Genomic DNA, 24,192 nt, shown 5'->3' on the forward strand with positions numbered 1-24,192 from the left:
AAAATGCACGAGATCCTGCAGCCGGAGGGCTGGGCGAAACCGGTCGGCTACGCCAACGGCATTGCTGCGCGCGGCAGGCTCGTCTTCGTGGGCGGACAGGTCGGCTGGAACGGGCAGTGCCAGTTCGAGACCGACGATTTCGCCGGCCAGGTGCGGCAGACGCTGCAAAACATCGTCGCCGTGCTGGCGGAAGCCGGCGCGGAGCCACGGCACATCACCGCGATGACCTGGTATTTCACCGACAAGGCCGAATATCTCGGCAATCTCAAGGGTATAGGCGAGGCCTATCGCGAGGTGATCGGCCGGCATTTCCCAGCGATGGCCGCCATGCAGGTGGTGGCGCTGGTGGAAGATCGCGCCAAGATCGAAATTCAGGCAACCGCCGTCATTCCGGATTAACGAATTCGTTATTCCCGGATTGATCAGCAGCGCAGCCCCGCCCGCTTCAGCAGCGGAAATACGTGGTCGCAGAAATAGGGCAGTTCCTGGGTGTAGTTGACGAACGACAGCGCGATGCCCTGGTAGCCATGCCCGGCTATTGCCGCCATCTCGGCGGCAATCGTCTCCGGCGTTCCAACCAGCGGGTAGGTGCCGGCGCCGCCGGCGAAACGCTGCCGGTAGCGGTCATAGGCATGCGGGTCATGCGACTGCGAGAACTCCTTCTTGCCTGCCATATGAGCATCGACCGCATTGTGGTCGACCAGATCGACGGCATAGCGCGTGTAGTAGGCCTGCGCCTCTTCCATGGTTGGACGGCAGACGACATGCGCCACCGTGTAGACGCCGACGTTGCGGCCAACCTTGTCGGCCCGCTCGCTGATGTCGGCGACATGCTTGCCGGCATCGCTCATTTCCGAAAAGGTCGTGAACAGATAATCGCATCGGGCGGCGGCGAAATCCCGGCCCGGGCCACCGAAAGCAGCGTTCATGGTCACCGGGCGTGGAACCTGCAGGCTCGCCGGCCGGCTCACCGCCTCCTTGAGGCGATAGTATGTGCCTTCATAGTCCAGAGGCTGGTCCGAGGCGTAGAGCTTTTCCAGGATTTCGATCCATTCGGCGGCCTGGTCGTAGCCCTTCTCGACCAAAGGCGTGCCGAACATGCCGAATTCCTTCGGGTTCCAGCCGCAGACGATGTTCAAGCCGGCGCGGCCTTGGCTGATATGGTCGACAGTTGCCAGCGCCTTGGCGGCATAGAGCGGATGCACCAGCGGCACATGCACGGTCATGAACAGGCCGATCTGCTCGGTGGCCACCGCCAGAGCTGCTGCCCAGGTGAAGGTCTCGAACGACCATTCGCGCACCTTGTTGCGGCCGCCAAAGCCACGCCAGCGCGCGATCGGAAGCATAAATTCCAGCCCGGCGCGGTCGGCGATCTGCGCCGCCGTCAGATTGTCCTCCCAGCTTGCCGTCCAGCGTTCCGGCACATCGGTGATGGCCAGACCGCCATCGGCATTGGTCGAAAAGACGCCGAGCTTCAGTTTGTTCGAGCTGTGCAGGGGATGCGTTTTGATCATCATGGGAACTCGTGGCGGGAGACCGACACGCTAGGCCCGCGCAAAAATATTTCAAGCCTGAAATAGCTTCGCCTCGCCGCCGATTGCGGATATGAATTTGGAGGGGAAAAGGGGATGGATATGAGCGCGTTCCGTCAGAAGTGCATCGGCAAGACCAATCTCGTCGGCTCCTTCGCCGCTATTCCCCATCCCGTCGCCGTCGAAGTGATGGCGCTCACCGGCCTCGACTTTGTCTGCATCGACTGGGAACATGCCCAGATCGCGCGCGACACGATCGAAACCATGGTGCGCGCGGCCGACGTGCATCGCGTGCCGGCCATGGTGCGTGTTCCCGGTCATGCGCCGGAAGCTATCCAGGCGGCGCTCGACAGCGGCGCACAAGGCGTGCTCGTGCCGCGCGTCTCGACCGCTGCTCAGGCCGAGGCGGCGGTGAAAGCCTCGCGCTATCCGCCGCTGGGCGAGCGCGGCGTCGGGCCTGGCCGCGCGGCCGGCTATGGCTATCGCATTCCCGAATATCTGGCCGCGGCCAATGACAGGGTGGTCGTCGCGGTCCAGGTCGAGACATCGGAGGGGCTGGCCAACATCGAGGCGATCGCGGCCATAGACGGCATCGATGTGGTCTTCGTCGGCCCCGGCGATCTCTCCGTGTCGATCGATGCGATCGGGCCGAAAGGCGTGGACAAGCTCAATGAGGCGATCACAAGGATCATCCGCGCGACCGTCGCGCATGGCAGGACATCAGGCTTATTTTGCGCCAGCCCACAGACGATCAGCCAGTGGGCCGCTATCGGCGCGAGCTTCTTCGTGCTGGCCAGCGATACGATGTTTCTTGGCGCCGGCGCTGCGGCCAACTGCACCGCTGCGCGCGCCGAGCTGGGGTGAGACGGGCGGGATCGGGCAGAAACTTTTTAAGCTTAAAACTTTTTCCTTGAAAAGCGCAGCACATTGGATAGCATCCAAACTCGATGGCGACTTGTCGTGCCGGTGGGGCTTGCCGGGCAGTCCGTCGCGGTGCTCCGGGTGGGAGGGGTTTCAGTCCTTGTCGTTCATACTGCCCCAGTCATCGTCCAGCGCGCGTTATGCTTTCGACGGCGTACGTGCCCAGATCCGTGACCTGCACACCGAAAACATTGCCAACCTTGCCGTGCGCGCCCGAGAACTGGGCGACGTGATCGCGCTCTGGTACGGCGAAGGCGACATGGTGACGCCGGCCTTCATCCGCGATGCCGCGAAGGCCGCCTTCGATGAAGGCCAGACGTTCTACGTCCCCAACATGCGTGGCCATGGGCCACTGAACGAAGCCCTGGCCGAGTATCAGACGCGCATCCACGGCCGGTCGATCCCGATTGCGCGCACCACCGTCACGCCCGGCGGCATGCAGGCGCTGTACCTGGCGCTGGAACTGCTGGTCGATACCGGCAGCAACGTCGTCTATGTCGCGCCGCAATGGCCCAACATCCACAACGCCATCCATCTGATCGGCGGCGAGCCACGGCCGTTTTCGCTCGACTTCAAGGGCGACTGGCATCTCGATCTCGACCGGCTGTTCGCCACTTGCGATGCGCGTACCCGCGCGATCTTCCTGTCGACGCCGTCCAACCCGACCGGCTGGACCGCGTCGCGCGATGAGATGCAGGCGCTGCTCGACTTCAGCCGGCGCACCGGCATCTGGATCATCTCCGACGAGGTCTATGGCCGGCTCTATTTCGAGGGCAATGTTGCGCCTTCCATCCTGCAGATCGCCGAGGATGGCGACCGGGTGCTGTCGGTCAACAGTTTTTCGAAAGCGTGGGCGATGACCGGCTGGCGCATCGGCTGGCTGACGCATCCGTCGGGGGTAGCCGACCAGCTTGGCGCCATGACGCAGTATATCAACAGCGGCACCGCCGCGCCGATCCAGGCCGGCGCTGTCGCCGCCATTCGCCAAGGCGAGTCGCTGGTCGAGGAGATCAGGCAGCGGATCAAAACCGGCCTCGACCTTGCCTATGACAGGCTGGCCCAGATTCCCGGCATCATCCTGCCGACGAAACCGCGCGGAGGCATGTATGCCTTCTTTGCCATGGACGGCGAAAGCGACGCCCGGCAGGCCTGCGCCAGGATACTGGAGACGGCGCGCGTCGGGCTGGCTCCCGGCCACCTCTTTGGAAATTCGGCAGCGGCCTTCCTGCGGATGTGCGTGTGCCGTGAACGCGACCAGATAGCGACCGCGCTCGAGCGCATGGTCGCCGCCATGAATTGACGCCCCGCTGGGAGGTGGGACGGCAACAAACCGTGCGGGAGCAAACCCGCCCGATCACAACCAGAGGGAACACAAAATGAGCTTCACTCGTCGCAACCTGCTTCTTCTCGCCGTCACGATCGGCATCGCTGCCGGCCCGGCCACCGCCTTTGCCGCCGATGTGCTCAATGTCGGCGCCTACCCGACCAATCCGCCCTTCGAATACAAGAACGAGAGCGGCACGTTCGAGGGCTTTGAAGTCGACATCGTCAACGAAGCGGCCAAGCGAGCCGGCATGACCACCGACATTGCCGACCTCGGCTTCCAGGCGCTGTTCGCGGCTGTCAGTTCCAACCGCATCGATGTCGCGATCTCCTCGATCACCATCACGCCGGAGCGACTGAAAACGCTGTCCTTCACCCAGCCCTATTATGACTCCGACATGGGCATTGCGACGAAGACCGATAGCGCTGTTAACACCGAGGCCGACCTCAAGGGCAAGATCGTCGGCGTGCTTTCAGGCTCGACCGGCGAGACCTGGGTCAAGGCGCATCAGGAGGCTGACGGCTACAGCGACGTGAAGGGCTATGACACGCAGCAGAACCTGCTGCTCGACCTCAGCGCGGGCCGCGTGGACGCCGCCGTCAGCGATATTCCGGGCATGGAATACTCCTTCACCAAGATGAAGGACCTCAAGGTCAAGCAGCGCATCAAGACCGGCGAACAGTACGGTCTGATGATGAGCAAGGACCATCCGCTGCTCGGCAAGCTGAACGACGCGCTGACCGCGATGAAGAAGGACGGAACGCTGGCCGCGATCCACAAGAAGTGGTTCGGCAGCGACGCGCCAGCCGATTCCTCGACGGTCAAGGAAACGCCGCTGCCCAAGGCCTGACCGGCAATGCACTTAAATCGTGCCGGCTCCCGGGCCGGCACGATTCATTTCACGCTCCGGCGCCTGCTGCCGCACGGATGCCTCATGGGAGGCAAGGTCGATTGGTTTTAACTTGAGCATCCTTTGCTCTGGGGTTCGGGAACGCTCCCATGTCGCTAATCGACACCTTCTTCAATCCTGACGTGATCATGTCCAGCCTGCCGGCGCTGTTGCGTGGCTTCCTGAACACGCTGCTGCTCGGCATTTTGAGTATCGGCATCGGCATTCCCATCGGCCTGGGGATCAGCCTGTTGCGGCTCTATGCGCCGAAGCCGCTGCGCTGGCTGGCGGTCGGCTACACCGACATCTTCCGGGCCCTGCCGGTGCTGGTGGTGCTGATCCTGATCTATTATGCGCTGCCCTTCCTCGGCATCCGTCTGTCGTCCTGGGCCTCCGCCGTGACGGCGTTCGCCATCATCATGTCGGCCTATTCAGCAGAAGTGTTCCGCTCCGGCATTGAGAGCATTCCGAAAGGCCAATTCGAGGCAGCACAGGCGCTCGGCCTGCCTTTCCTTTTGACCTTGCGCAAGGTGGTGCTGCCGCAGGCGATCCGAGTCGTCATCCCGCCGATGACCAGCAATTGCGTCTCGATGTTCAAGGACACGTCGCTCGCTTCCACTGTTGCGCTGCCTGAACTGTTGAAGGAAGCGACCAACGCGCAATCGCTCTATGCCAATCCCTCGCCGCTGATCGGCGCCGCTTTGGTCTATCTCATCTTCCTCTGGCCCATGGTCCGCCTCGTCAGCCTGCTCGAAGACCGCTTCAAGACCGAGAAGACGCGCTGACCTCATCAACCGTCCCGCTTCCCAAGCCATTCGCAGGAGATACAGTTGAGCAATTCCCAAGCCGCCGGCGGCTTTCCGGTCGACACCATCCGCGCCATGTTTCCGGCCTTGCAGCGCGCCGGTGATTTCATCTTCATGGACAACGCCGCCGGCGCGCAGATCCCGCAGAGCGTGCTCGACGCGGTGACCAATCACCTGGTCTCGCACAATGTGCAGCGTGGTGGTCGCTATGGGCGCTCGGTCACGGTCGACCAATCGGTTGCGGATGCTCGGACGAGCGTGGCCTTGCTGATCAACGCCTACAGTCCGTCGGAAATCTGCTTCGGCATGAACGCCACCTCGTTCATTCGCCTGGTCAGCCTCGGCATCGGCCAGATGCTGGCCAAGGACACAGAGCGCGACGAGATCGTCATCACCGATATGGACCACGACGCCAACATCGCCACGTGGCTGGCGCTGGAGCCCGCCGGAGCCAAGTTCAAATGGTGGCGCATGCGCGAGGACGGCAACCTGCATGTCGACGACCTCAAGCCGCTGGTTTCCGATCGCACCCGTCTTGTCGCCTGCACGGTGACCGCGCATTCGATCGGCTCGATCGTCGACGTCGCTTCGGTGGCCGCGATCGCGCATGCGGCCGGCGCCGAAGTGTTCCTTGACTGCGTGCATTACGGACCGCACGGGCTGATCGACGTGCAGGCCTGGGACTGTGATTATCTCGTCTGCTCCGGCTACAAGAATTTCTCGCCGCATATGGGCTTTCTGTGGGGCCGCTTCGAAACGCTGAAGCGGCTGCCGACCTTCCGCGAGGATTTCATCCCCGACGAGCCGCCTTACAAGGTCGAGGCAGGCACCTTCATCTACGAGAACGTCTCAGGCATGGATGCCGCAGTGCAGTACCTGGAACTGATCGGCCGCAATCTGGCGCCCTCCAACAACCGCTCGCGGCGCGACAACATCGTTGCCGGCATGGGCGCCATCCGCGATTACGAAGTGCTCCTGGCGCGTGAGATGCTCGCCGTGCTCAAGGGATGCAATGCCACGATCTACGGCGTCGCCGAGGAAGCCCGCATCAACGAACGCGTGCCGACATTCTGCTTCAACATCGGCAAGCTGTCGCCGCAGCGGATCGTCGAGGAAATGGCTGACATGCAGATCGGCATCCGCGACGGCCATATGTATGCGCCCCGGCTGATGAAGCGTCTCAACCTGTCGATGGACAGCGGCGCCATCCGCGCCTCGCTGGTCCATTACAACACTGTCGACGAGGTCAGGCGTTTCGGCGAGGCACTGCGCGCCGTCATCGCAAGGCTGTCGTAGCTGGTCCTTAAACCTCTCCGGCGCGGAACATCGGCCCGCCCTTGTGGGCCGGGAAACCATAGCCGTTGATCATCACCAGATCGATGTCGGAGGCACGCGCCGCGATGCCTTCGGCGAGTAATGCCTTGCCCTCGTCGGCCATTGCCGCCAGCAAGCGCGTGACGATCTCATCGGGCGAAAAGCGGCGCGGCACGATGCCCTTGGCCGCTCGCACGGCCTCGATCAGCGCCGTTACTTGCGGGTCGCTCCTGCGCTCGCCGTCGGAATAATCGTACCAGCCGCGCCCGGTCTTGCGGCCGAAGCGGCCGGCCTCGCACAGCCGGTCGGCGATCTCGACATAACGTGCTTGCGGATCGCGCATCGCCGCCTGTCGCTTGCGCCGCGCCCAGGCTATCTCCAGCCCAGCCATGTCGTTGACCGCGAAGATCCCCATCGGGAAGCCCCAGGCCTCCAGCGCGGCATCCACCTCATCGGGTGCTGCGCCATCCTCCACCATGAACTCCGCCTCGCGGCGGTAGGCGGAATAGATGCGGTTGCCGATGAAACCCTCGGTAACGCCGCACACGACAGGCAGCTTGCCGAGCTTCCTGACGAAGGCGATCGCCGAGGCGAGCACATCGGGCGCCGTCGCCGCGCAATCCACCACTTCGGTGAGCCGCATGACGTTGGCCGGGGAGAAAAAATGCAGGCCGACGATCCGTTCGGGCCGGGCGGTTGCAGAGGCGATCTCGTCGGGGTTGAGGTAGCTGGTGTTGGTCGCAAGGATGGCGTCCGGGCGGACGATACGTTCGAGCTTCCGGAAGAGTTCGGTTTTTACCGCGAGATCGTCGAACACTGCCTCGATGACCAGATCGGCCTGCACCAGCCTGCCGGCGTCGCTGGCCGCTTCAAACCGGCTCAGCGCCTCCCTGCGCGCATGATCGGTGAGACGGCCGGATTGGACCGACTTGTCGAGAAGCCCGGCGATACGCTCGTATCCTTTTGCCGCGGCGCCGTCGTTCTGCTCGATGCCGATTACGCGATAGCCGGCATTCAAGGCCGAGACCGCGATGCCTGCACCCATCAGGCCGGTTCCGACGATACCGACGGTCTCGACCTTGCGAGGCGTGACACCCTCCAGCCTGTCGACTTTGCTGGCTTGCCTCTCGGCAAAGAAGACGTGGCGCAACGCTGCCGCTTCGCGAGAATCCCGGAGGCGCAGGAAGGTCGCGCGTTCGTCCGCAAGACCGTCCTCAAGTTTGGCCATGGACGCAGCCTGGACCAATCTCACGGCTTCTGCAGGCGCGATCTGTCCACGGCTGCGGGAAAGCACCATTCTTGCGGCTGCCGCTTCGGCTTCGGGTTGCGAGCGTGGGACGGAAAGCGCGCCCGTGCGCCGCAACGGTTGGCCAACGAGACGGCGGGCGACATCGAGCGCGCCTTCGGGAAGATCGTCTGCAATGGCATCGATCAGACCGAGAGTGAGCGCTTCGTCGGCTTTCGCGGGCCGACCCGTGCCGATCAGGTCGATTGCGGCGACCGTGCCGATGAGGCGGGGCAGGCGTTGGGTTCCGCCGGCCCCAGGCACTAACCCGAGCTTGACCTCGGGCAGGCCGAAGCTGGCCGCCTTGCTGGCCACCCGGTAGTGGCAGGCCAGCGCAATCTCGCAGCCGCCGCCGAGCGCCGCGCCGCCAACTGTCGCGACGACCGGTTTCGCGAAGCTCTCGATCGCTTCGATCACTTCAGGCAGTGTGGGCTTGATAGCGGGCTTGCCGAATTCCTTGATATCGGCGCCACCGATGAAGGTGCGCCCAATGGCGGTCAGCACCACGGCAGACACTTCATCCGACGCCGCACGCCCAAGCGCAGCCATCAGTCCGGCCCTGACATGGAAGGACAGCGCGTTGGCCGGCGGATTTTCGATCGTGACGACGAGAACGCCATCGACGATCTTGCCTGTGACACTCTCGGAAAATCGTGCTGTGTTCATGGAGTTTTATCCCGGAACGACGGCAAATCTTCCTCCTCCTTCTGCTCTCCGCCAAATGCCGGTGTCCCGGCTCGGACGGATGAAGAGCCATGGGGTTCTTCAAATAATTTCAAGCTTAAAATAATTAGAATTCAAAAAACTTCAAGCCTACCGGAGTCGACTGCAAAAGGCGTCGCTACCACGACGGTGATCGGTCAGACTTGACGGTTACACTGCGGTGCCGGGTCAAGGCGAGTTTGTGGAAACCTTCGGCAGCAGGGCTTTGAAATAGTCGATCGTCTGTTGCAGCCCGGCTTCCAAAGTCACTGTCGGCTCCCAGCCGACAAGCCTTTTGGCAAGGGTGATATCGGGCTGGCGGTGCCGCGGATCGTCTTGCGGAAGATCGCGGTAAATTATATCCGAACCTGATCCGGTCATCTGCGTCGTCAGTTCGGCCAAGCGCCTGATCGTTACTTCCCTTGGATTGCCGATGTTTACTGGACCGGTCACCTCCGGCCCCGTATCCATAAGGCGCAGCATGCCGCTCACCAGGTCGTCGACGTAGCAAAACGACCTTGTCTGTGAGCCGTCGCCGAAAATGGTTATCGGTTCACCACGAAGCGCCTGCACGATGAAATTTGAGACAACCCTGCCGTCTGCCGGGTGCATGCGCGGCCCGAACGTATTGAAAATCCGCGCGACCTTGACCCACAAGCCATGTTGTCGGTGATAGTCGAAGAACAGCGTTTCGGCGCAGCGTTTGCCTTCATCGTAGCATGAGCGCGGCCCGATCGGGTTTACATTGCCCCAGTAACTCTCGGGCTGCGGATGCACAGACGCGTCACCATAGACCTCGCTGGTGGAGGCCTGAAAGACTTTGCATTTCAGCCGCTTTGCCAGTCCAAGAACATTGATGGCGCCGTGCACGGCGGTCTTGATCGTCTGAACCGGGTCGTACTGGTAGTGAACAGGAGAGGCCGGACACGCCAGGTTGTAAATCTCATCGACTTCGACGTAGAGCGGAAAGGTCACGTCATGGCGCATGAATTCGAAGCGGGGATGCTTGGCCAAATGGTCGATATTGCGCTTTGATCCGGTGAAAAGGTTGTCGACACACAAGATTTCGTCGCCTCGTTCCAACAGGCGGTCAATAAGATGCGAGCCGATAAACCCTGCGCCCCCGGTAACGAGAATGCGCCTGCGGCTGTCATAGAGTCTGGCCAATTTCTGCTCCCAGGCAAATGCTGATCGACCAGATATCGGTCGCCACACGCAGGATACGACGTGTCCGCAGCCAATGCACAAGGACCAAACTGAAATTTCGCAGATCCGCTCGGTGCCGATGCGAATTCCGATCCGGGCATTTGGTTTGATCAGAAGGCACGATTGAGGCCGATAGTGGCCTATGGATTGGCAGCAGAGAATATCAGCCCTGTCGTCAGGGCCGCCGCTGCGTAGATGGCCGGCAGAACCTGACGGTTCACCCCAATCCGCAGCAGAGAGTGGCTCGAAACCCGGTCCTGCTGGATTTTATCCACAACATCGATGGCATCGGCGGATGGCAACATGAAAATGGCAACGACCATTTTTCGTGAGACATTCCTCTTCGCGATAGAGCATCGTTGAATTGGCCAACAGCCTGCCATACAAGCACGTCGGCTCAACAGGTGGCTCGAGGAACCCCACGGATGTCCGAACGCATTGCAGTTATCGGCCTGGGTTATGTCGGCCTGCCGGTATCCATTGCCTTTGGGAAGGTTTTCCCCGGCACCATAGCTTTTGACATCAGCGAGCGTCGGATCGGGGAATTGCGTGGCGGCGTCGATCGTACGGGGGAAGTTGACGCAACGGCGCTCAAGGAGACCTCGATAGGGCTGACCACCGACCGGGAGATGTTGAAAGGCGCTACTTTCTTCATCGTCGCCGTGCCAACCCCTATCGACGCAAATCGCGCTCCCGATCTAGCTTCTTTGAAACTGGCGTCCGAACTCGTCGGCGAGGCGGTGAGCAAAGGCGCCGTCGTCGTTTTTGAGTCGACAGTCTATCCAGGTGTGACCGAAGATTTCTGTGGGCCGATCATCGAGCAGGTTTCCGGCCTGCGACATCCCCGCGACTTTGCCCTCGGCTATTCGCCCGAACGCGCCAACCCCGGCGATCGAGAACACTCGCTGCAAAAGATCGTCAAAGTCGTCTCCGGCGAGAATAACGAGACGCTGGAGCGCGTCGCGAACGTTTATGGCCGTATCATCGATGCCGGCGTCTACCGCGCCCCGTCGATCAAGGTGGCCGAGGCAGCGAAGGTTATCGAGAACACCCAGCGCGATCTGAACATCGCGCTGATGAACGAACTGGCAATGATCTTCGAGCGGCTCGATATCCGGACGCAGGATGTTCTTGATGCTGCGTCGACGAAATGGAACTTCCTTCCCTTCAAACCGGGGTTCGTCGGCGGCCACTGCATCAGCGTCGATCCATATTATTTGACCGCCAAGGCCGAGGCCGAAGGTTACCATCCGCAGATCATCCTCGCCGGACGTCGCATCAATGACGGCATGGGGGCCTTCGTCGCCCAGCAGGTTGTCAAACGGCTGATTGGTTCTGACACGCCCGTCAAAGGGGCTTCTGTCGGCATTCTCGGGCTGACATTCAAGGAGGACGTGCCGGATTTGCGCAACAGCCGCGTTTTCGACATGGTCAAGGAACTAAGGCAGTTCGGAATTGTCCCCAAAGTCCATGATCCCCTTGCCGATGTCGAAACCGCTCGGCGTGATCACGGCGAAACAATCCTGCCGCTCGATGAGATAAACGATTTGCAGGCGCTTGTTCTGGCGGTGCCTCACAGGCAATATCTCACCAACGAAAGAGCGCGTCTTTTTCAAATGATCAGGCCGGGGGGGACACTGTTCGATGTCAAGTCGGCCATCAAGCCCAATGAAGTTCCCGACAACATAAAATACTGGAGCTTGTAAAGCTCGCCTGAAATTAACGCTAGGATATGCAGTGACATCAAGCAGGCCGATACTGATCACCGGCGCAGCCGGGTTCATAGGGTTTCATCTTTGCCTGAGGCTGCTTGCCGAAGGACGCCAGGTTATCGGCCTCGACTCCATGAACGAGTATTATGACGTCAGCCTGAAGCAGGCTCGTCTCGAGCGGCTGAAAGCGTTTTCGAATTTTTGTTTCGAGCATGCCGATCTCACGGAGCGGGACCGTATTTCGGAGCTCTTCCTTTCGGCCGCGCCGGAGGTTGTCGTCAATCTCGCGGCGCAAGCCGGCGTACGCTATTCGATCAGCAATCCGCACGCCTATGTGGAAAGCAACCTCAGCGGCTTTGTCAACATCCTGGAAGGATGCCGGCAGGCGTCGGTCGGCCATCTGGTCTATGCATCGTCGAGTTCGATTTATGGCGGCAGCACCCGCATGCCGTTTTCCGTGCACGATCCGGCGGACCATCCGCTCAGCCTTTACGCCGCAAGCAAGAAGGCGAACGAGCTGATGGCGCACACATACAGCCATCTGTTTGGACTGCCGACCACCGGGCTGCGTTTTTTCACCGTCTATGGTCCGTGGGGGCGGCCGGACATGGCGCTGTTCATCTTCGCCAAGGCTATCCTCGCCGGCGAGCCGATCGAGGTCTTCAACTATGGCAACATGCAGCGGGATTTCACCTATATCGACGACATTGTCGAAGGTATTATCCGCGTCATGCAGCAACCCGCGACACCCAATCCTGAGTGGAAAAGTGTCGCGCCAGACCCAGCGACCAGCAACGCCCCGTTCAGGATTCACAACATCGGCGGCAATTCGCCCGTTCAACTGAACCGATTGATCGAGGTGCTCGAAGACGCGCTGGGACGCAAGGCAAACCGCAACCTCAGGCCACTTCAGCCAGGCGACGTTCCGGCAACTTTCGCCAATGTCAGCTCGCTCGAGGAGGCGACTGGCTTCAAGCCCAAAATCCCGATCGAAATAGGGGTTCCGCGCTTTGTCGAATGGTACCGGGAGTTCTACCGAGCATGATCGGACGCTTCGCCACCTGGAGGCGGCTGGCTCCTGACCAGCCATGGCTGGCGCATGCCGCTCGGAAAACTCAATAAGCCGCAGCCGAACTGGGTGTTGCCTGAAGGCGGTCAATATCTTTCCGGGGCGGCGCACCGAACAGGCGACGATATTCTCGGCTGAACTGCGAAGGGCTGTCATAGCCCACCGCGAACCCGGCCGTGCCTGCGTTTGCGCCGCCGGCAAGCATAATCCTTCGCGCCTCCTGCAGGCGCAGCTGCTTCTGGTATTCGAGCGGGGTCATGCGCGTAATCGCCTTGAAATGGGCATGAAGGGACGACGCGCTCATGCCTGATGCCGCCGCAATCTCTTCGATGCGCAGTTGTGCCTGGAAATGATTGCGGATCGTGGCGATGGCGCGGCTGACCTGGTTCAGGTGGCTGTCCACCGACGCCATCTGGCGAAGCGTGTCACCGTGCGGTCCGGTGAGGAGCCGGTAAAGGATTTCGCGTTCGATCAGCGGCGCCAGCACGGTGATGCTCTCGGGGCGATCGAGCAGCCTGACAAGCCGACAGGCGGCATCAATCAGGTCGGGGTCACTTGGATAGGCAGCTAACACCGGCAGATCCCTGCTGGGGGATGCACGTCCTTCTTTCACAAGCAGCTCGGCCAGCGCGGTGGAATCAAAATCTATCTTGCAACAGAGGTAGGGCGCCGCCGGGCTCGCCTCCAACACATGCCCGACCAGCGGCAGGTCGACCGAGACGAGCAGGTAGCTCGATGCGTCATAGACCACGCTCTGGTCGGCCAGCGAGACGCGCTTCGATCCTTGGGCGATTATGCAAAGCGACGCCTCGTAGACCGCAGGCACGGGTGCACTGGGCTGGTTGGCGCGAATGAGCGACAGCCGCGGCACCGCAGTGCCGGCCATGCCAGATTTCAGCGCAAAGCGGGTGATCAGCTCGGCGAGTTCATTGATTTTCTCCATGCCGCATAAATCTTCATGGCGCGAAATGTTGCAAGGCATTTCGAGTTCATTTGGAGGATCGTGCAAACTGTTTGGACGATCACGCTACCGGCCTTTGCCGGTTCGCGCCATCTATCTCCCCGTCACCGCAGCGAAAAAGGAACGATCATGACGGGACTTAAAGACAAGGTTGTACTCATCACCGGCGCCTCCAGCGGCATCGGCGAAGCGACGGTTCGGGAACTTGCCGGTGCCGGCGCCAGACTGTTCATCGGGGCCCGCCGCACCGAGCGGCTCAAGGCGCTGGCCGCAGAAATAGGCAAAGGCGTCGCGTGGCGCGAACTCGACGTGACTGACGCGGCGAATTTCGACGCCTTTGCCGATGCCGCTCATGCCGAATTCGGGCAGATCGATGTGCTGGTCAACAATGCCGGCGTCATGCCGCTGTCGCCGCTTGCCGCGCTGAAGCGCGATGAGTGGTCTCGCATGATCAATGTCAACATCGGCGGCGTGCTGAACGGGATCGCCGCGGTGCTGCCGCGCTTCGTCGCCCAGAAGAATGGGCATATCGTCAATGTCGCCTCGGTCGGTGCGCATATCGTGCTGCCCACCGCGGCGGTCTATTGCGGCACGAAATATGCCGTCTGGGCAATCACCGAGGGGCTGCGGCAGGAGCATGACGACATCCGCGCCACGATCATCTCCCCCGGAGTGACCGCAACCGAACTGGGCGACGATATCAGCGATCCTCAGGTCGCCACGGCTCTGAAAGAATGGCGGCAGAAGTCGCTCACACCGGACGCCATTGCACGGGCGATCCGTTTTGCGCTTGATCAACCCGATGGCGTCGACGTCAACGAAGTGATCGTACGGCCAACCGCCGCCAATATGTAGAACTTGCTGCCGGATGCCGGCTTTCGGCGAGCTGGGGCGCTCTCCGAGATCCGGCAAACGGCCCACCCCTCAACGCACCCGCCCTCAGCCTCTGGCGTAACTTCCGCGGGCCACATCGTACCGGCTCTCGAACGCGCGCGAAAAATGCGCACTCGAATTGAACCCCCAAGCAAAGGCGATTTCCGAGATCGTGGGCGACGCTCGGGCGGGCGACAACAATTCTTCCTTGCTGCGCTCCAGCCGCCTGTCCCAGACGAAGCGTTCCGGTCTCGCGGCAAGGCCGGTGCGCCGCTGGGAACTTAACCCGCTAATCATCTCCCCTGCGACGGTAGAGATGTCAGGCTTCGCCGGCCAGGCGCGCTGAAATCAGCCGCGCCGCCTTGATCACCGCTTCGCCCTGGCTGGCCGCCATGCTGTCATCGGCGCGTGACACAGGCGAGGCCACCGCCAGAGTGCCTAAAGGACGGCCATCGGAGCCGAGGATTGCCGCGGCTATGCTGTGGACGCCTTCTTCATAGCCTTGGGAGCTCGAGGAATAGCCGCGCTTGGCGGCAAGCCGGATCGCCTTCATCAGCCTGTCGGGCTGCGTCACCGTGTGTGGCGTGAAGGTCGGCAACGGCTTGTCGACATAGGCCTCGGCCGCTTCCCGAGGCGAAGCGGCGAGAAAGGCGATGCCGGAGGCGGTGCCGTGCAAGGGCAGCACCTGGCCGACATCGACATTGACCCGGTTGGCCTTTGCCGACAGCTCGACATGGACCGTCAGCAGTGCGCCGGCGCTGAATTCCGACAGATGCACCGTCTCGCCGGTTTCCAGCGCCAGCTCGCGAACCACAGGTGCTGCCACGCGCACGAAGGGAAAATGCGCGTCGCGAAACCGGGCCAGCCGCGACAGGCCGGCGCCGAGCCGGTAGCGGCGGCTTGCCGGCTCTTGTTCGATCAGGCGGTGGTCGGCCATCGCCATCAGCAGGCGCCGCGCCGTCGCCTTGTCGAGGCCGGTTTTGCGGGCGAGCTCGGACAGGCCGATCTCCGGTTCGCCGAGCGTGAACTGTTCCAACAGCGATATCGCTTTGCCGACTGTGCTCATCGTGCATCCTCAAGATACTTCGCATGGGAGGGAAGCCAATCCACCTTGCAGTCCGCTCATAGCACATAAAATGGTGGTTCAAATAACGAACCGTTTGGAAGCGACAAAAAACACCAGCAAGTTTCGCGGCGACATCAATCTCGATGCGCCGCGCCGTGCGAGGGGTGATGCTGCGCGGCAACACCTATCAACAGGTGGATCAACTCGGCGGCGCTGCGCCTGGCCGGCGTGTCGACCCAAACGCCTGATCCTGGCCGGCGCGGAAGCTTCAACTCTGCCCCAGCTGCGCGCGGCGCCAGGCGGCGGGCGCCTGGCCAACCCGCTCCCGGAAGAAGCGTGAGAAATAGGCCGGATCGTCGAAGCCGATTTCGTAGGCGATGTCCTCGACGGTGCGCACGGTGAACAGCAGCAAGCGCTTGGCCTCCAGCAACCGTCGCTCGCCCATGAGCCGCTTGACGCCGCTGCCAAGCACCCTATGGGCGGCCTTGTCGAGAAGATGCGGTGTCGTGGCCAGCGCCTCGACGTAGCGGTCGACGGGCCAGTTGTCGCGGAAATGCGCATCGACCAGACGGCGCAAGCCGCGCGCCAATGCAGCATCGGAAGAGCCAGTCGCATCCATTACCTCGGGACCAAGACGCGCGACGTGGGAGAGCGCGACGGCAATCAGCGCCGGCAGGGTCTTGTCACTCCCGGCCTGCGCCTCGGCATATTCCGTGGCGATCATCTCCAGCACCGCCGCAAGCCTTTTCCACGCGACGTGCTGAGGAAGGCTATCGGCAAAAACCGGCCGATCCAATGGCAGCAGGCTGTGAGCGGCTATTGCCGCAAGCGCATCATCGGCGACCGAAACGACGATGGCGTCGGTGCCGGGCCCGATCGAGAAGCCATGCACGATGGTGCTCGGCACGAAGCTGACGGCCGGCGCCGAAAAGTGCCAGGATTGATCCTCGATGCGATAAGTGCCGGAGCCGCTTGTCCAGTAGGTGATCTGGCCCATTTGCGGATGCTTGTGCGCGGCAACCTGGCCGAGATGAATGTTGCTGCGCGCAAGCACCGTCTCGACATGCAGGAAGCCGACTTCGAGCGGCCGCACCGGCTCGCCATAGACAAAGAAATCAGGAATGGAATTGAGGCTCATGGCGCCGGAAAAAGTCCAATCGGTTTTGCCGTTACGTCCTAACCGATCCTTGCCAGGAGAGCTAGAGTTGATGCCATAAGTGGAGGAACATCATGCGATCGGAAGACTTTCGTGCCGACAATGGGCGCCCGTTCACCGGGGCCGAGTATCTGGAGAGCTTGCGCGACGGCCGCGAGGTCTACATCAACGGCGAGCGCATTGCCGATGTCACCACCCATCCGGCGATGCGCAATTCGGCGCGGTCGCTGGCGCGCCTCTATGATGCGCTGCACGATCCCAAGCGGCAGGGCACGCTGACCTCGCCTACCGATACCGGTTCGGGCGGCTACACCCACAAATATTTCCGCGTCGCCAAATCCTCCGGCGAACTCGCGGCCCAGCAGACCGCGATCGCCGAGTGGTCACGCATGTCCTATGGCTGGATGGGCCGCACGCCCGATTACAAGGCGGCACTGATGAACACGCTCGGCGCCAATGCCGACTGGTACGGCCCGTTCAAGGACAATGCGCTCGCCTGGCACAAGCGTGCGCAGGAAGCCGTGCTGTTCATGAACCACGCCATCGTCAACCCGCCGATCGACCGCCACAAGCCGGCCGAACAGGTGAAGGATGTCTTCGTCCACATCACCAAGGAGACCGACGCCGGCATCTATGTCTCCGGCGCCAAGGTGGTGGCGACGTCCTCGGCGCTGACCCACTACAATTTCCTGGCGCAGAGCTCGGCGACGGTCACCGAAGATCCGTCGCTGTCGGTCATGTTCATCGTGCCGATGAATGCGCCGGGGGTAAAGATGTTCTGCCGCGTCTCCTATGAGCAGACGGCCAACACGGCGGCGGCTCCGTTCGACTATCCGTTGTCGTCGCGCTTCGACGAGAACGATGCCATCCTGGTGCTCGACAATGTCTTCATCCCCTGGGAGGACGTGCTGGTGCTGCGCGACGCGCAGAAAATCCTGTCCTTCCATCCGGCTTCGGGCTTCATGCATGGCTATTGCTTCCAGGGCTGCACACGCTTTGCCGTCAAGCTCGACTTCCTCGCCGGCCTGCTGGCCAAGGCGCTGCGCGCCACCGGCGGAGATGCCTTCCGAGGCAACCAGGCGGCGCTGGGCGAGGTCATCGCGCTCAGGCACATGTTCTGGAGCTTTTCCAACGCCATGGCTTATAATCCGATCCCCTGGGCGAATGGCGCTGTCCTGCCCAACCTGGAAGCAGCCCTTGCCTACCGGACTTTCATGTCGGAAGCCTACCCGCGCGTCATCGACACGGTGCGCCGGGTGATCGCCTCCGGCTTGATCTACCTGCCGTCATCGGTGCGCGACTTCAACAATCCCGAGATCGACAAATACCTCGCGCAATATGTGCGCGGTTCCAACGACATGGGCCATGTCGAGCGCATCAAGATCATGAAACTGTTGTGGGACGCGACCGGCACCGAGTTCGGCGGCCGCCACGCGCTCTACGAACTCAACTATGCCGGTGCGCCGGAAGAGGTGCGGCTGCAGGTGCTGAAGGGCGCCGAACGCGGCGGCCGGCTGAAGGCCATGGAAGAACTGGTCGACACCTGCATGGCCGACTATGACGAGAACGGCTGGACGGGAGATACCTGGCTCAATCCGCTCGCTTCTACGGCCGGGTGATGTCAGATGGCCACGCAGATTTCGAAGGCCGATTTCCGCGACGCCATGGCAAGGGTCTGCGCGCCGGTCAACATCGTCACGACAGATGGTCCGGCCGGGCGCGGCGGCTTCACCGCCACCGCCATGTGCAGTGTGTCGGACGAACCGCCGACACTGCTGGTGTGCATGAACGGCCGCTCGACGCAGGCCGCCATGTTCCTCGCCAACCGGCGCTTCTGCGTCAACGTGCTGACGCATGACCATATGCACCTGGCCGGCAAGTTCGCCGGCGCGACCAGGGACATGGAGGCACGCTATTCGGCGGCGCGCTGGCAAACGCTGGCCTCAGGCACGCCGGCGCTGTCCGATGCGATCGTCAATTTCGATTGCGAGATCGAGGATGTGCACATAGTCGGCACGCATAATGTCATGATCGGCCGGGTTATCGACGTCAGGCACGGCAGCGGCGGCTCGGCGCTGCTTTATGTCGACCGCAATTACACGCAGCCGACGCGGCTTGGCAGTTTTGGCGGCTGAGCGGGAGCAGTCAGTTCTCGCCGGCGATCAGGCTCTCCAGCAGATCGAGCAATTGCTCGAGCCTCTCATGTCCGAAGCGCTGTTCGATGTCGCGGTAGATGACGAGGCGTTCCGGCGACAAGGCATCGATAAGGGCGGAGCCCGCCGGGGCGATCGTCAGCACGACACGGCGGCCATCGCCTTCCGCCCTGTTGCGGGTGATGAATTTTCGGCCCTCGAGCGTCTTGATGATGCGTGTCAGGCTGGGCGGCAGCACCGAAGCGCGATCGGCAAGTTCCGTCGCCTCGACAGGGCCGGCCTCGCTCAGAACGCGCAGCACACGCCATTGCTGTTCGGTCACGTCATGCGCCGCCAGCATAGGGCGAAACCGCGCCATCACCACTTCGCGGGCATGGAGCAGCGCCATCGGCAGAGAACGACGGGTGTTTTCAGGCAGCAAGAAGCAGCGTCCCCAATGATGCGGGCGGTCGGCGGGACCGCACGCCAAAACCTGACCTTTCCATCCCGTATCGTCGCCTCAACTTGGATGCAAGTCTTGACTTCAGGGATGCTGCATGTAATTAACGCGTTAATTACAGCAGTGGAACAATCCGGGGAACGAGACGCGGTGCCTCACTTTTCCATCGAGTATTCGGCCAACCTCGATGCCAAGGTCGACATGAGCGAATTGTGCGCGCTGGTGTTGCGCACCGTGCTCGGCACCGGGCTGTTTGAAACCGGCGCGGTGCGGGTGCGGGCCTTCCGCGCGGAAGCCTATGCCATCGCCGACAGCCTGCCGGAAAACGCTTTCCTCGACATGTCGTTTCGCATTGGAACCGGGCGCAGCGCCCAGGACAAGAAACGAACCGGGGAGGCGGTCTTCGCCGCGGTGAGCGAATACCTTGGCCCCCTGTTCGAGACCCCGCATTTCGCTCTTTCCCTGGAGATCAGGGAGATCGACCCGGTACTGAGCTGGAAGAAAAATGCAATCCACCCGCGACTGCGCGGCAAGTGACGGAAGCTGATATGTCCGACCTCGAAGGCAATCTGAAAAAGGCCGAGGCCTATCTGGCCCGTTTCAAGCGCGACGGCGTGCTGAACCAGATCGGCGGCGAAGCGGTGCCGGCGGTGGATGGCTCGACCTTCGAGAGCATGTCGCCGGTCGATCTCAAGCCGCTGGCCAAGGTCGCGCGTGGCAGCGCCGCCGATATCGACCGCGCCGCCAAGGCGGCAAAGGCGGCGTTCCCGGCCTGGGCCGCCATGCCGGGCGACGGGCGCAAGAAGCTGCTGCACAAGATAGCCGATGCGATCGAAGCGCGCGCCGAGGAGATCGCCTTCGTCGAGTGCATGGACACCGGCCAGGCGCTGAAATTCATGGCCAAGGCCGCGCTGCGCGGCGCCGAGAATTTCCGCTTCTTCGCCGACCGCGCGCCGGAAGCGCGCGACGGCGAGACGCTGCGCACGACAGGCCAGGTCAACATCAACACGCGCGTGCCGATCGGCCCGGTCGGCATCATCACGCCGTGGAACACGCCGTTCATGCTGTCGACATGGAAGATCGCGCCGGCGCTGGCGGCAGGCTGCACCGTCGTCCACAAGCCGGCCGAATTTTCGCCGCTGACCGCTCGCCTGCTGGTCGAGATCGCCGAGGAGGCCGGCCTGCCGAAAGGCGTGTGGAACCTGGTCAACGGCCTCGGCGAGCACGCCGGCAAGGCGCTGACCGAGCACCCTGACATCAAGGCGATCGGTTTTGTCGGTGAGAGCCGCACCGGCTCGATGATCATGAAACAGGGCGCCGATACGCTGAAGCGCGTGCATTTCGAACTGGGCGGGAAGAACCCGGTGATCGTCTTCGCCGACGCCGATCTCGAACGTGCGGCGGATGCGGCCGTGTTCATGATCTACTCGCTCAACGGCGAACGCTGCACCTCATCGTCGCGGCTGCTGGTCGAAGCCTCGGTCTACGACACATTCACGGATCTGGTCGCGGAGAAGGCAAAGCGCATCAAGGTTGGCCATCCGCTCGATCCCAAAACGGTGGTCGGTCCGCTGATCCATCCGGTGCACGAGGAAAAGGTGCTGTCCTATATCGAGATCGGCAAATCGGAAGGCGCGGTGGTAGCCGCCGGCGGCGGCAAGTTCGCCGGTCCGGGCGGTGGCTGCTATGTCAGCCCGACGCTGTTTACCGGCGCCACCAACAGGATGCGCATTGCCCAGGAAGAGATTTTCGGGCCGGTGCTGACCGCCATTTCCTTCAAGGACGAGGCCGAAGCGCTGGCGCTGGCCAACGACACCCAATACGGCCTGACCGGCTATCTCTGGACGTCGGATGTTACCCGCGCCTTCCGCTTCACCGATGCGCTGGACGCCGGCATGATCTGGGTCAATTCGGAGAATGTGCGGCATTTGCCGACGCCGTTTGGCGGCGTCAAGAATTCGGGCATCGGCCGCGACGGCGGCGACCATTCCTTCGATTTCTACATGGAGACGAAGAACATCGCCTTCGCCACTTCAGCGCACGCGATCCAGAAACTCGGCGGCTGACCGGAGGACATCGGATGCCACTGCCCAAACCAAACCTCTATCCCGCCTTCAACATCGTGCGCCTCAGCCATGTCGAACTGGCGGTCACCGACCTTGCGAAATCCCGCGCCTTCTATGTCGACACGCTCGGCCTGCAGGTTACCGACGAGACATCGGAAGCCATCTATCTAAGGGCGTTGGAAGAGCGCGGACACCACTGCATCGTGCTGAAGAAGGCCGGCAGCGCCGAAGCCCGCGATCTCGGCTTCAAGGTTTTCTCGGATGAGGATCTCGACAAGGCCGAGCACTTCTTGAAGGCAAAAGGCCTGCCGGTGGAGTGGGTCGAGCGACCCTACCAGTCGCGCACCTTCCGCACCCGCGACCCGCACGGCATTCCGCTCGAGTTCTTTGCCCAGATGGAAAGGCTGCCGCCGATTCATCAGAAATATGCGCTCTACAAGGGCGTGAAGCCGCTGCGCATCGACCACTTCAACTGCTTCTCGCCCAACGTCGACGAGTCCGTCGCCTTCTACAACGAGCTTGGCTTCCGCGTCACCGAATACACCGAGGATGCCAGTAGCGGAAAGCTGTGGGCGGCCTGGACGCACCGCAAGGGCGGCGTCCACGACATCGCCTTCACCAACGGTGTGGGTCCGCGCCTGCATCACGTCGCCTTCTGGGTGCCGACACCGCTCAACATCATCGACCTGCTCGACCTGATGGCGACGACCGGTTACCTCGCAAACATCGAGCGCGGCCCAGGCCGGCACGGCATTTCCAACGCCTTCTTCCTCTATGTTCGCGATCCTGACAATCACCGCATCGAGATCTACTGCTCGGACTACCAGACGGTGGATCCGGATCTGGAGCCGATCAAGTGGGACCTCAAGGACCCGCAGCGCCAGACGCTGTGGGGCGCGCCCGCGCCGAAAAGCTGGTTCGAGGAGGGTAGCATCTTTGCCGGCGCGGCCGCGCGCCAACCGGATTTGACGGCGTCGCCGATCATCGCACCGTGACCACAGACGCGAACCTGACGGAGACCGGGATGACTGCACATGGGCGGCTCGCCACCTTCACTGTCGGCGGCAAGACGCGCTATGGCGTGGTCACAGATAAGGGCGTCGTCGACCTGTCGGCGCGGCACAGCCAGTGGCCGACGCTGCGCGAAGTGATCGAGGCCGGCGTGCTACGGGGGCTGGCGGAAGAGGCCGAAGCCTACGCCGTCGATTTTCCAGTCGACGCCGTCGCTTATGAAATCCCTGTGCCGTCCCCGGAAAAGATCGTCTGCGTCGGCGTCAACTATCCCGACCGCAACGAGGAGTACAAGGACGGCCAGGCAGCGCCCTCCAATCCGTCGCTGTTCATCCGCTTCCCCCGCTCCTTCGTCGGCCACGACGCGCCGCTGGTGCGGCCGCCGGAATCGCCGCAGCTGGACTATGAGGGCGAGATCGTCATCGTCATCGGCAAGGGTGGACGACGCATCGCCGAGAGGGATGCGCTTGACCATATCGCGGCACTATCCCTGTGCAACGAAGGCACCATTCGCGATTGGGTACGGCACGCCAAGTTCAACGTCACGCAGGGCAAGAATTTCGACCGCACCGGCTCGCTCGGTCCGTGGCTGGTGCCGTTCACCGACGAGGCGCAGATTGCCGACATCGCGCTGACCACCCGCGTCAATGGCGAATTGCGCCAGCAGGACCGCACCAGCCGGATGATCTTCTCGTTCCGCAAGATCATCGCCTATGTCTCCACCTTCACCACGCTGGTGCCAGGCGATATCATCGTCACCGGTACGCCGACCGGCGCCGGCGCCCGCTTCGACCCGCCGATCTGGCTGAAGCCGGGCGACGTGATCGAAGTCGAAGCCGACGGCATCGGCGTGCTCCGCAACGGCGTCGTCGACGAGGTAGCATCGTGACCCCCGAGCAAGCTGAAGATGCCGCGGCAAGGCTGTTCGAAGCCGAGCGTTCGCGCCGCCAGATCCGTCTGCTCAGCCTCGATTTTCCCGACGCGACGATGGAGGATGCCTATCGCGTCCAGGCAGCGCTGGTGAAACGCAAGACCGATGCCGGGCTGACCCCGAAGGGCTGGAAGATCGGCCTGACATCGAAGGCGATGCAATATGCGCTCGCCATCGACACGCCGGATTCGGGCGTACTGTTCGACGACATGTTCTTCAACGACGGCGCGACGATACCCGTCGGCCGCTTCATCCAGCCGCGCGTCGAGGCCGAGATAGCCTTCGTCATGAAGGCGCCGCTGAGGGGCCCAGGCGTGACCATCTTCGACGTGCTCAACGCCACCGATTATATCACGCCGGCGCTCGAAATCCTCGACACGCGCATCGAACGCGTCAATGCCGAGACAAAGAAGGCGCGCACTTTCTTCGATACGATTTCCGACAACGCCGCCAATGCCGGCATTGTCATCGGCGGCCGGCCGCAACGACCCGATGAAGCCGATATGCGCTGGATCGGCGCCATCGTCTCGCGCAATGCGGAGGTCGAGGAGACCGGGCTTGGCGCCGGCGTGCTCAACCATCCGGCGATGGGCATTGCCTGGCTGGCGGACAGGCTCGCCCGCTACGGCATGTCCATCGCGGCCGGCGAGGTGGTGCTGTCCGGATCGTTTGTGCGCCCGGTCGAGGCGCGGCCCGGCGATACCATCGTCGCCGACTTCGGCAGCTCGGGAACGGTCAGCATCCATTTCGCCAAGAGCTGACGGCTCTCATCGGCT

General features: G+C 62.4%; 25 protein-coding genes. 16 read left to right on the forward strand and 9 right to left on the reverse strand.

Features of this window, described 5'->3' with window-relative positions:
* The first annotated feature begins 3 nt into the window (after positions 1–3).
* Positions 4–399 carry a RidA family protein gene (locus ACYG97_RS29055; protein ID WP_023667806.1) on the forward strand — a complete coding sequence of 132 codons (396 nt, stop codon included), beginning with the start codon at positions 4–6 and terminating at the stop codon, positions 397–399.
* 23 nt (positions 400–422) lie between these two features.
* On the opposite strand, the gene ACYG97_RS29060 is transcribed toward ACYG97_RS29055, so the two are convergent.
* Positions 423–1,514, reverse strand: a complete 1,092-nt coding sequence (locus ACYG97_RS29060; RefSeq protein WP_023732277.1) for an LLM class flavin-dependent oxidoreductase — start codon at positions 1,512–1,514, stop codon at positions 423–425.
* 120 nt (positions 1,515–1,634) lie between these two features.
* Here ACYG97_RS29060 and ACYG97_RS29065 point away from each other — a divergent pair, with 120 nt between their 5' ends.
* The 5 genes from ACYG97_RS29065 to ACYG97_RS29085 all read left to right on the forward strand — a co-directional run bounded on the left by ACYG97_RS29065 (position 1,635) and on the right by ACYG97_RS29085 (position 6,768).
* On the forward strand, positions 1,635–2,396 hold the full coding sequence (locus ACYG97_RS29065; RefSeq protein ID WP_023732276.1) for an HpcH/HpaI aldolase family protein: 762 nt from the start codon (positions 1,635–1,637) through the stop codon (positions 2,394–2,396).
* Positions 2,397–2,553: 157 nt separating this feature from the next.
* Entirely contained in the window at positions 2,554–3,753 is a 1,200-nt protein-coding gene (locus tag ACYG97_RS29070) for a pyridoxal phosphate-dependent aminotransferase (protein ID WP_023732275.1), read from the forward strand.
* 76 nt (positions 3,754–3,829) lie between these two features.
* Positions 3,830–4,627, forward strand: coding sequence for an ABC transporter substrate-binding protein (locus ACYG97_RS29075; RefSeq protein ID WP_023732274.1), 798 nt, complete (start codon positions 3,830–3,832; stop codon positions 4,625–4,627).
* Positions 4,628–4,776: 149 nt separating this feature from the next.
* The gene (locus tag ACYG97_RS29080) at positions 4,777–5,451 is read left to right on the forward strand and encodes an amino acid ABC transporter permease (protein ID WP_023667812.1); all 675 of its coding nucleotides are present in this window, start codon (positions 4,777–4,779) and stop codon (positions 5,449–5,451) included.
* Positions 5,452–5,496: 45 nt separating this feature from the next.
* Positions 5,497–6,768, forward strand: a complete 1,272-nt coding sequence (locus ACYG97_RS29085) for a cysteine desulfurase-like protein (RefSeq protein ID WP_023682725.1) — start codon at positions 5,497–5,499, stop codon at positions 6,766–6,768.
* A gap of 7 nt (positions 6,769–6,775) precedes the next feature.
* On the opposite strand, the gene ACYG97_RS29090 is transcribed toward ACYG97_RS29085, so the two are convergent.
* From ACYG97_RS29090 to ACYG97_RS29100, 3 genes are all read right to left on the reverse strand, one after another.
* Entirely contained in the window at positions 6,776–8,737 is a 1,962-nt protein-coding gene (locus ACYG97_RS29090; protein WP_023732273.1) for a 3-hydroxyacyl-CoA dehydrogenase NAD-binding domain-containing protein, read from the reverse strand.
* Positions 8,738–8,962: 225 nt separating this feature from the next.
* Positions 8,963–9,940 (reverse strand): UDP-glucuronic acid decarboxylase family protein, encoded by a 978-nt coding sequence (locus ACYG97_RS29095; protein ID WP_023667815.1) that lies wholly within the window; start codon positions 9,938–9,940, stop codon positions 8,963–8,965.
* A 179-nt stretch (positions 9,941–10,119) separates the two neighbouring features.
* The gene (locus ACYG97_RS29100; protein ID WP_023667816.1) at positions 10,120–10,302 is read right to left on the reverse strand and encodes a hypothetical protein; all 183 of its coding nucleotides are present in this window, start codon (positions 10,300–10,302) and stop codon (positions 10,120–10,122) included.
* Positions 10,303–10,404: 102 nt separating this feature from the next.
* On the opposite strand from ACYG97_RS29100, the gene ACYG97_RS29105 reads away from it, so the two are divergent.
* Positions 10,405–11,685, forward strand: coding sequence for a nucleotide sugar dehydrogenase (locus ACYG97_RS29105; protein WP_023732272.1), 1,281 nt, complete (start codon positions 10,405–10,407; stop codon positions 11,683–11,685).
* A gap of 31 nt (positions 11,686–11,716) precedes the next feature.
* On the forward strand, positions 11,717–12,736 hold the full coding sequence (locus ACYG97_RS29110) for an NAD-dependent epimerase (RefSeq protein ID WP_023695199.1): 1,020 nt from the start codon (positions 11,717–11,719) through the stop codon (positions 12,734–12,736).
* Between the two features lie 70 nt (positions 12,737–12,806).
* On the opposite strand, the gene ACYG97_RS29115 is transcribed toward ACYG97_RS29110, so the two are convergent.
* Positions 12,807–13,703: an AraC family transcriptional regulator gene (locus ACYG97_RS29115; RefSeq protein WP_023732271.1), complete on the reverse strand. Its 897-nt coding sequence runs from the start codon at positions 13,701–13,703 to the stop codon at positions 12,807–12,809.
* Positions 13,704–13,850: 147 nt separating this feature from the next.
* Here ACYG97_RS29115 and ACYG97_RS29120 point away from each other — a divergent pair, with 147 nt between their 5' ends.
* Positions 13,851–14,576 (forward strand): SDR family oxidoreductase, encoded by a 726-nt coding sequence (locus ACYG97_RS29120; RefSeq protein ID WP_023682721.1) that lies wholly within the window; start codon positions 13,851–13,853, stop codon positions 14,574–14,576.
* 84 nt (positions 14,577–14,660) lie between these two features.
* Here ACYG97_RS29120 and ACYG97_RS29125 read toward each other — a convergent pair whose 3' ends face one another.
* The 3 genes from ACYG97_RS29125 to ACYG97_RS29135 all read right to left on the reverse strand — a co-directional run bounded on the left by ACYG97_RS29125 (position 14,661) and on the right by ACYG97_RS29135 (position 16,798).
* Positions 14,661–14,891, reverse strand: a complete 231-nt coding sequence (locus ACYG97_RS29125) for a helix-turn-helix domain-containing protein (RefSeq protein ID WP_023710046.1) — start codon at positions 14,889–14,891, stop codon at positions 14,661–14,663.
* Between the two features lie 22 nt (positions 14,892–14,913).
* On the reverse strand, positions 14,914–15,660 hold the full coding sequence (locus tag ACYG97_RS29130; protein WP_023686930.1) for an IclR family transcriptional regulator: 747 nt from the start codon (positions 15,658–15,660) through the stop codon (positions 14,914–14,916).
* A 268-nt stretch (positions 15,661–15,928) separates the two neighbouring features.
* A complete protein-coding gene (locus ACYG97_RS29135; protein ID WP_023692273.1) occupies positions 15,929–16,798 on the reverse strand; it encodes a helix-turn-helix domain-containing protein in 870 nt (289 codons plus the stop codon).
* A 92-nt stretch (positions 16,799–16,890) separates the two neighbouring features.
* Between ACYG97_RS29135 and ACYG97_RS29140 the strand changes: the two genes are divergently transcribed.
* Complete coding sequence (locus ACYG97_RS29140) at positions 16,891–18,435, forward strand: 4-hydroxyphenylacetate 3-hydroxylase N-terminal domain-containing protein (RefSeq protein WP_023710044.1); 1,545 nt, start codon at positions 16,891–16,893, stop codon at positions 18,433–18,435.
* 6 nt (positions 18,436–18,441) lie between these two features.
* Positions 18,442–18,951: a flavin reductase gene (locus ACYG97_RS29145; RefSeq protein ID WP_023692271.1), complete on the forward strand. Its 510-nt coding sequence runs from the start codon at positions 18,442–18,444 to the stop codon at positions 18,949–18,951.
* 10 nt (positions 18,952–18,961) lie between these two features.
* On the opposite strand, the gene hpaR is transcribed toward ACYG97_RS29145, so the two are convergent.
* A complete protein-coding gene (hpaR, locus tag ACYG97_RS29150) occupies positions 18,962–19,357 on the reverse strand; it encodes a homoprotocatechuate degradation operon regulator HpaR (protein ID WP_023714916.1) in 396 nt (131 codons plus the stop codon).
* Between the two features lie 201 nt (positions 19,358–19,558).
* Between hpaR and ACYG97_RS29155 the strand changes: the two genes are divergently transcribed.
* Genes ACYG97_RS29155 through hpaH form a run of 5 tightly spaced genes read left to right on the forward strand, consistent with a single transcriptional unit; the run spans position 19,559 to position 24,177 of the window.
* Entirely contained in the window at positions 19,559–19,945 is a 387-nt protein-coding gene (locus ACYG97_RS29155) for a 5-carboxymethyl-2-hydroxymuconate Delta-isomerase (RefSeq protein WP_023686935.1), read from the forward strand.
* A gap of 11 nt (positions 19,946–19,956) precedes the next feature.
* Entirely contained in the window at positions 19,957–21,474 is a 1,518-nt protein-coding gene (gene hpaE, locus ACYG97_RS29160; protein WP_023732270.1) for a 5-carboxymethyl-2-hydroxymuconate semialdehyde dehydrogenase, read from the forward strand.
* Positions 21,475–21,488: 14 nt separating this feature from the next.
* The gene (gene hpaD, locus ACYG97_RS29165) at positions 21,489–22,469 is read left to right on the forward strand and encodes a 3,4-dihydroxyphenylacetate 2,3-dioxygenase (RefSeq protein ID WP_023732269.1); all 981 of its coding nucleotides are present in this window, start codon (positions 21,489–21,491) and stop codon (positions 22,467–22,469) included.
* A 29-nt stretch (positions 22,470–22,498) separates the two neighbouring features.
* Positions 22,499–23,374, forward strand: coding sequence for a fumarylacetoacetate hydrolase family protein (locus ACYG97_RS29170; RefSeq protein ID WP_023732268.1), 876 nt, complete (start codon positions 22,499–22,501; stop codon positions 23,372–23,374).
* Positions 23,368–24,177, forward strand: a complete 810-nt coding sequence (gene hpaH / locus ACYG97_RS29175) for a 2-oxo-hept-4-ene-1,7-dioate hydratase (RefSeq protein ID WP_023682710.1) — start codon at positions 23,368–23,370, stop codon at positions 24,175–24,177. Before ACYG97_RS29170 ends, hpaH begins: the two co-directional genes overlap by 7 nt.
* The last annotated feature ends 15 nt before the right edge of the window (positions 24,178–24,192 follow it).

This window comes from Mesorhizobium sp. W067 (assembly GCF_054719525.1).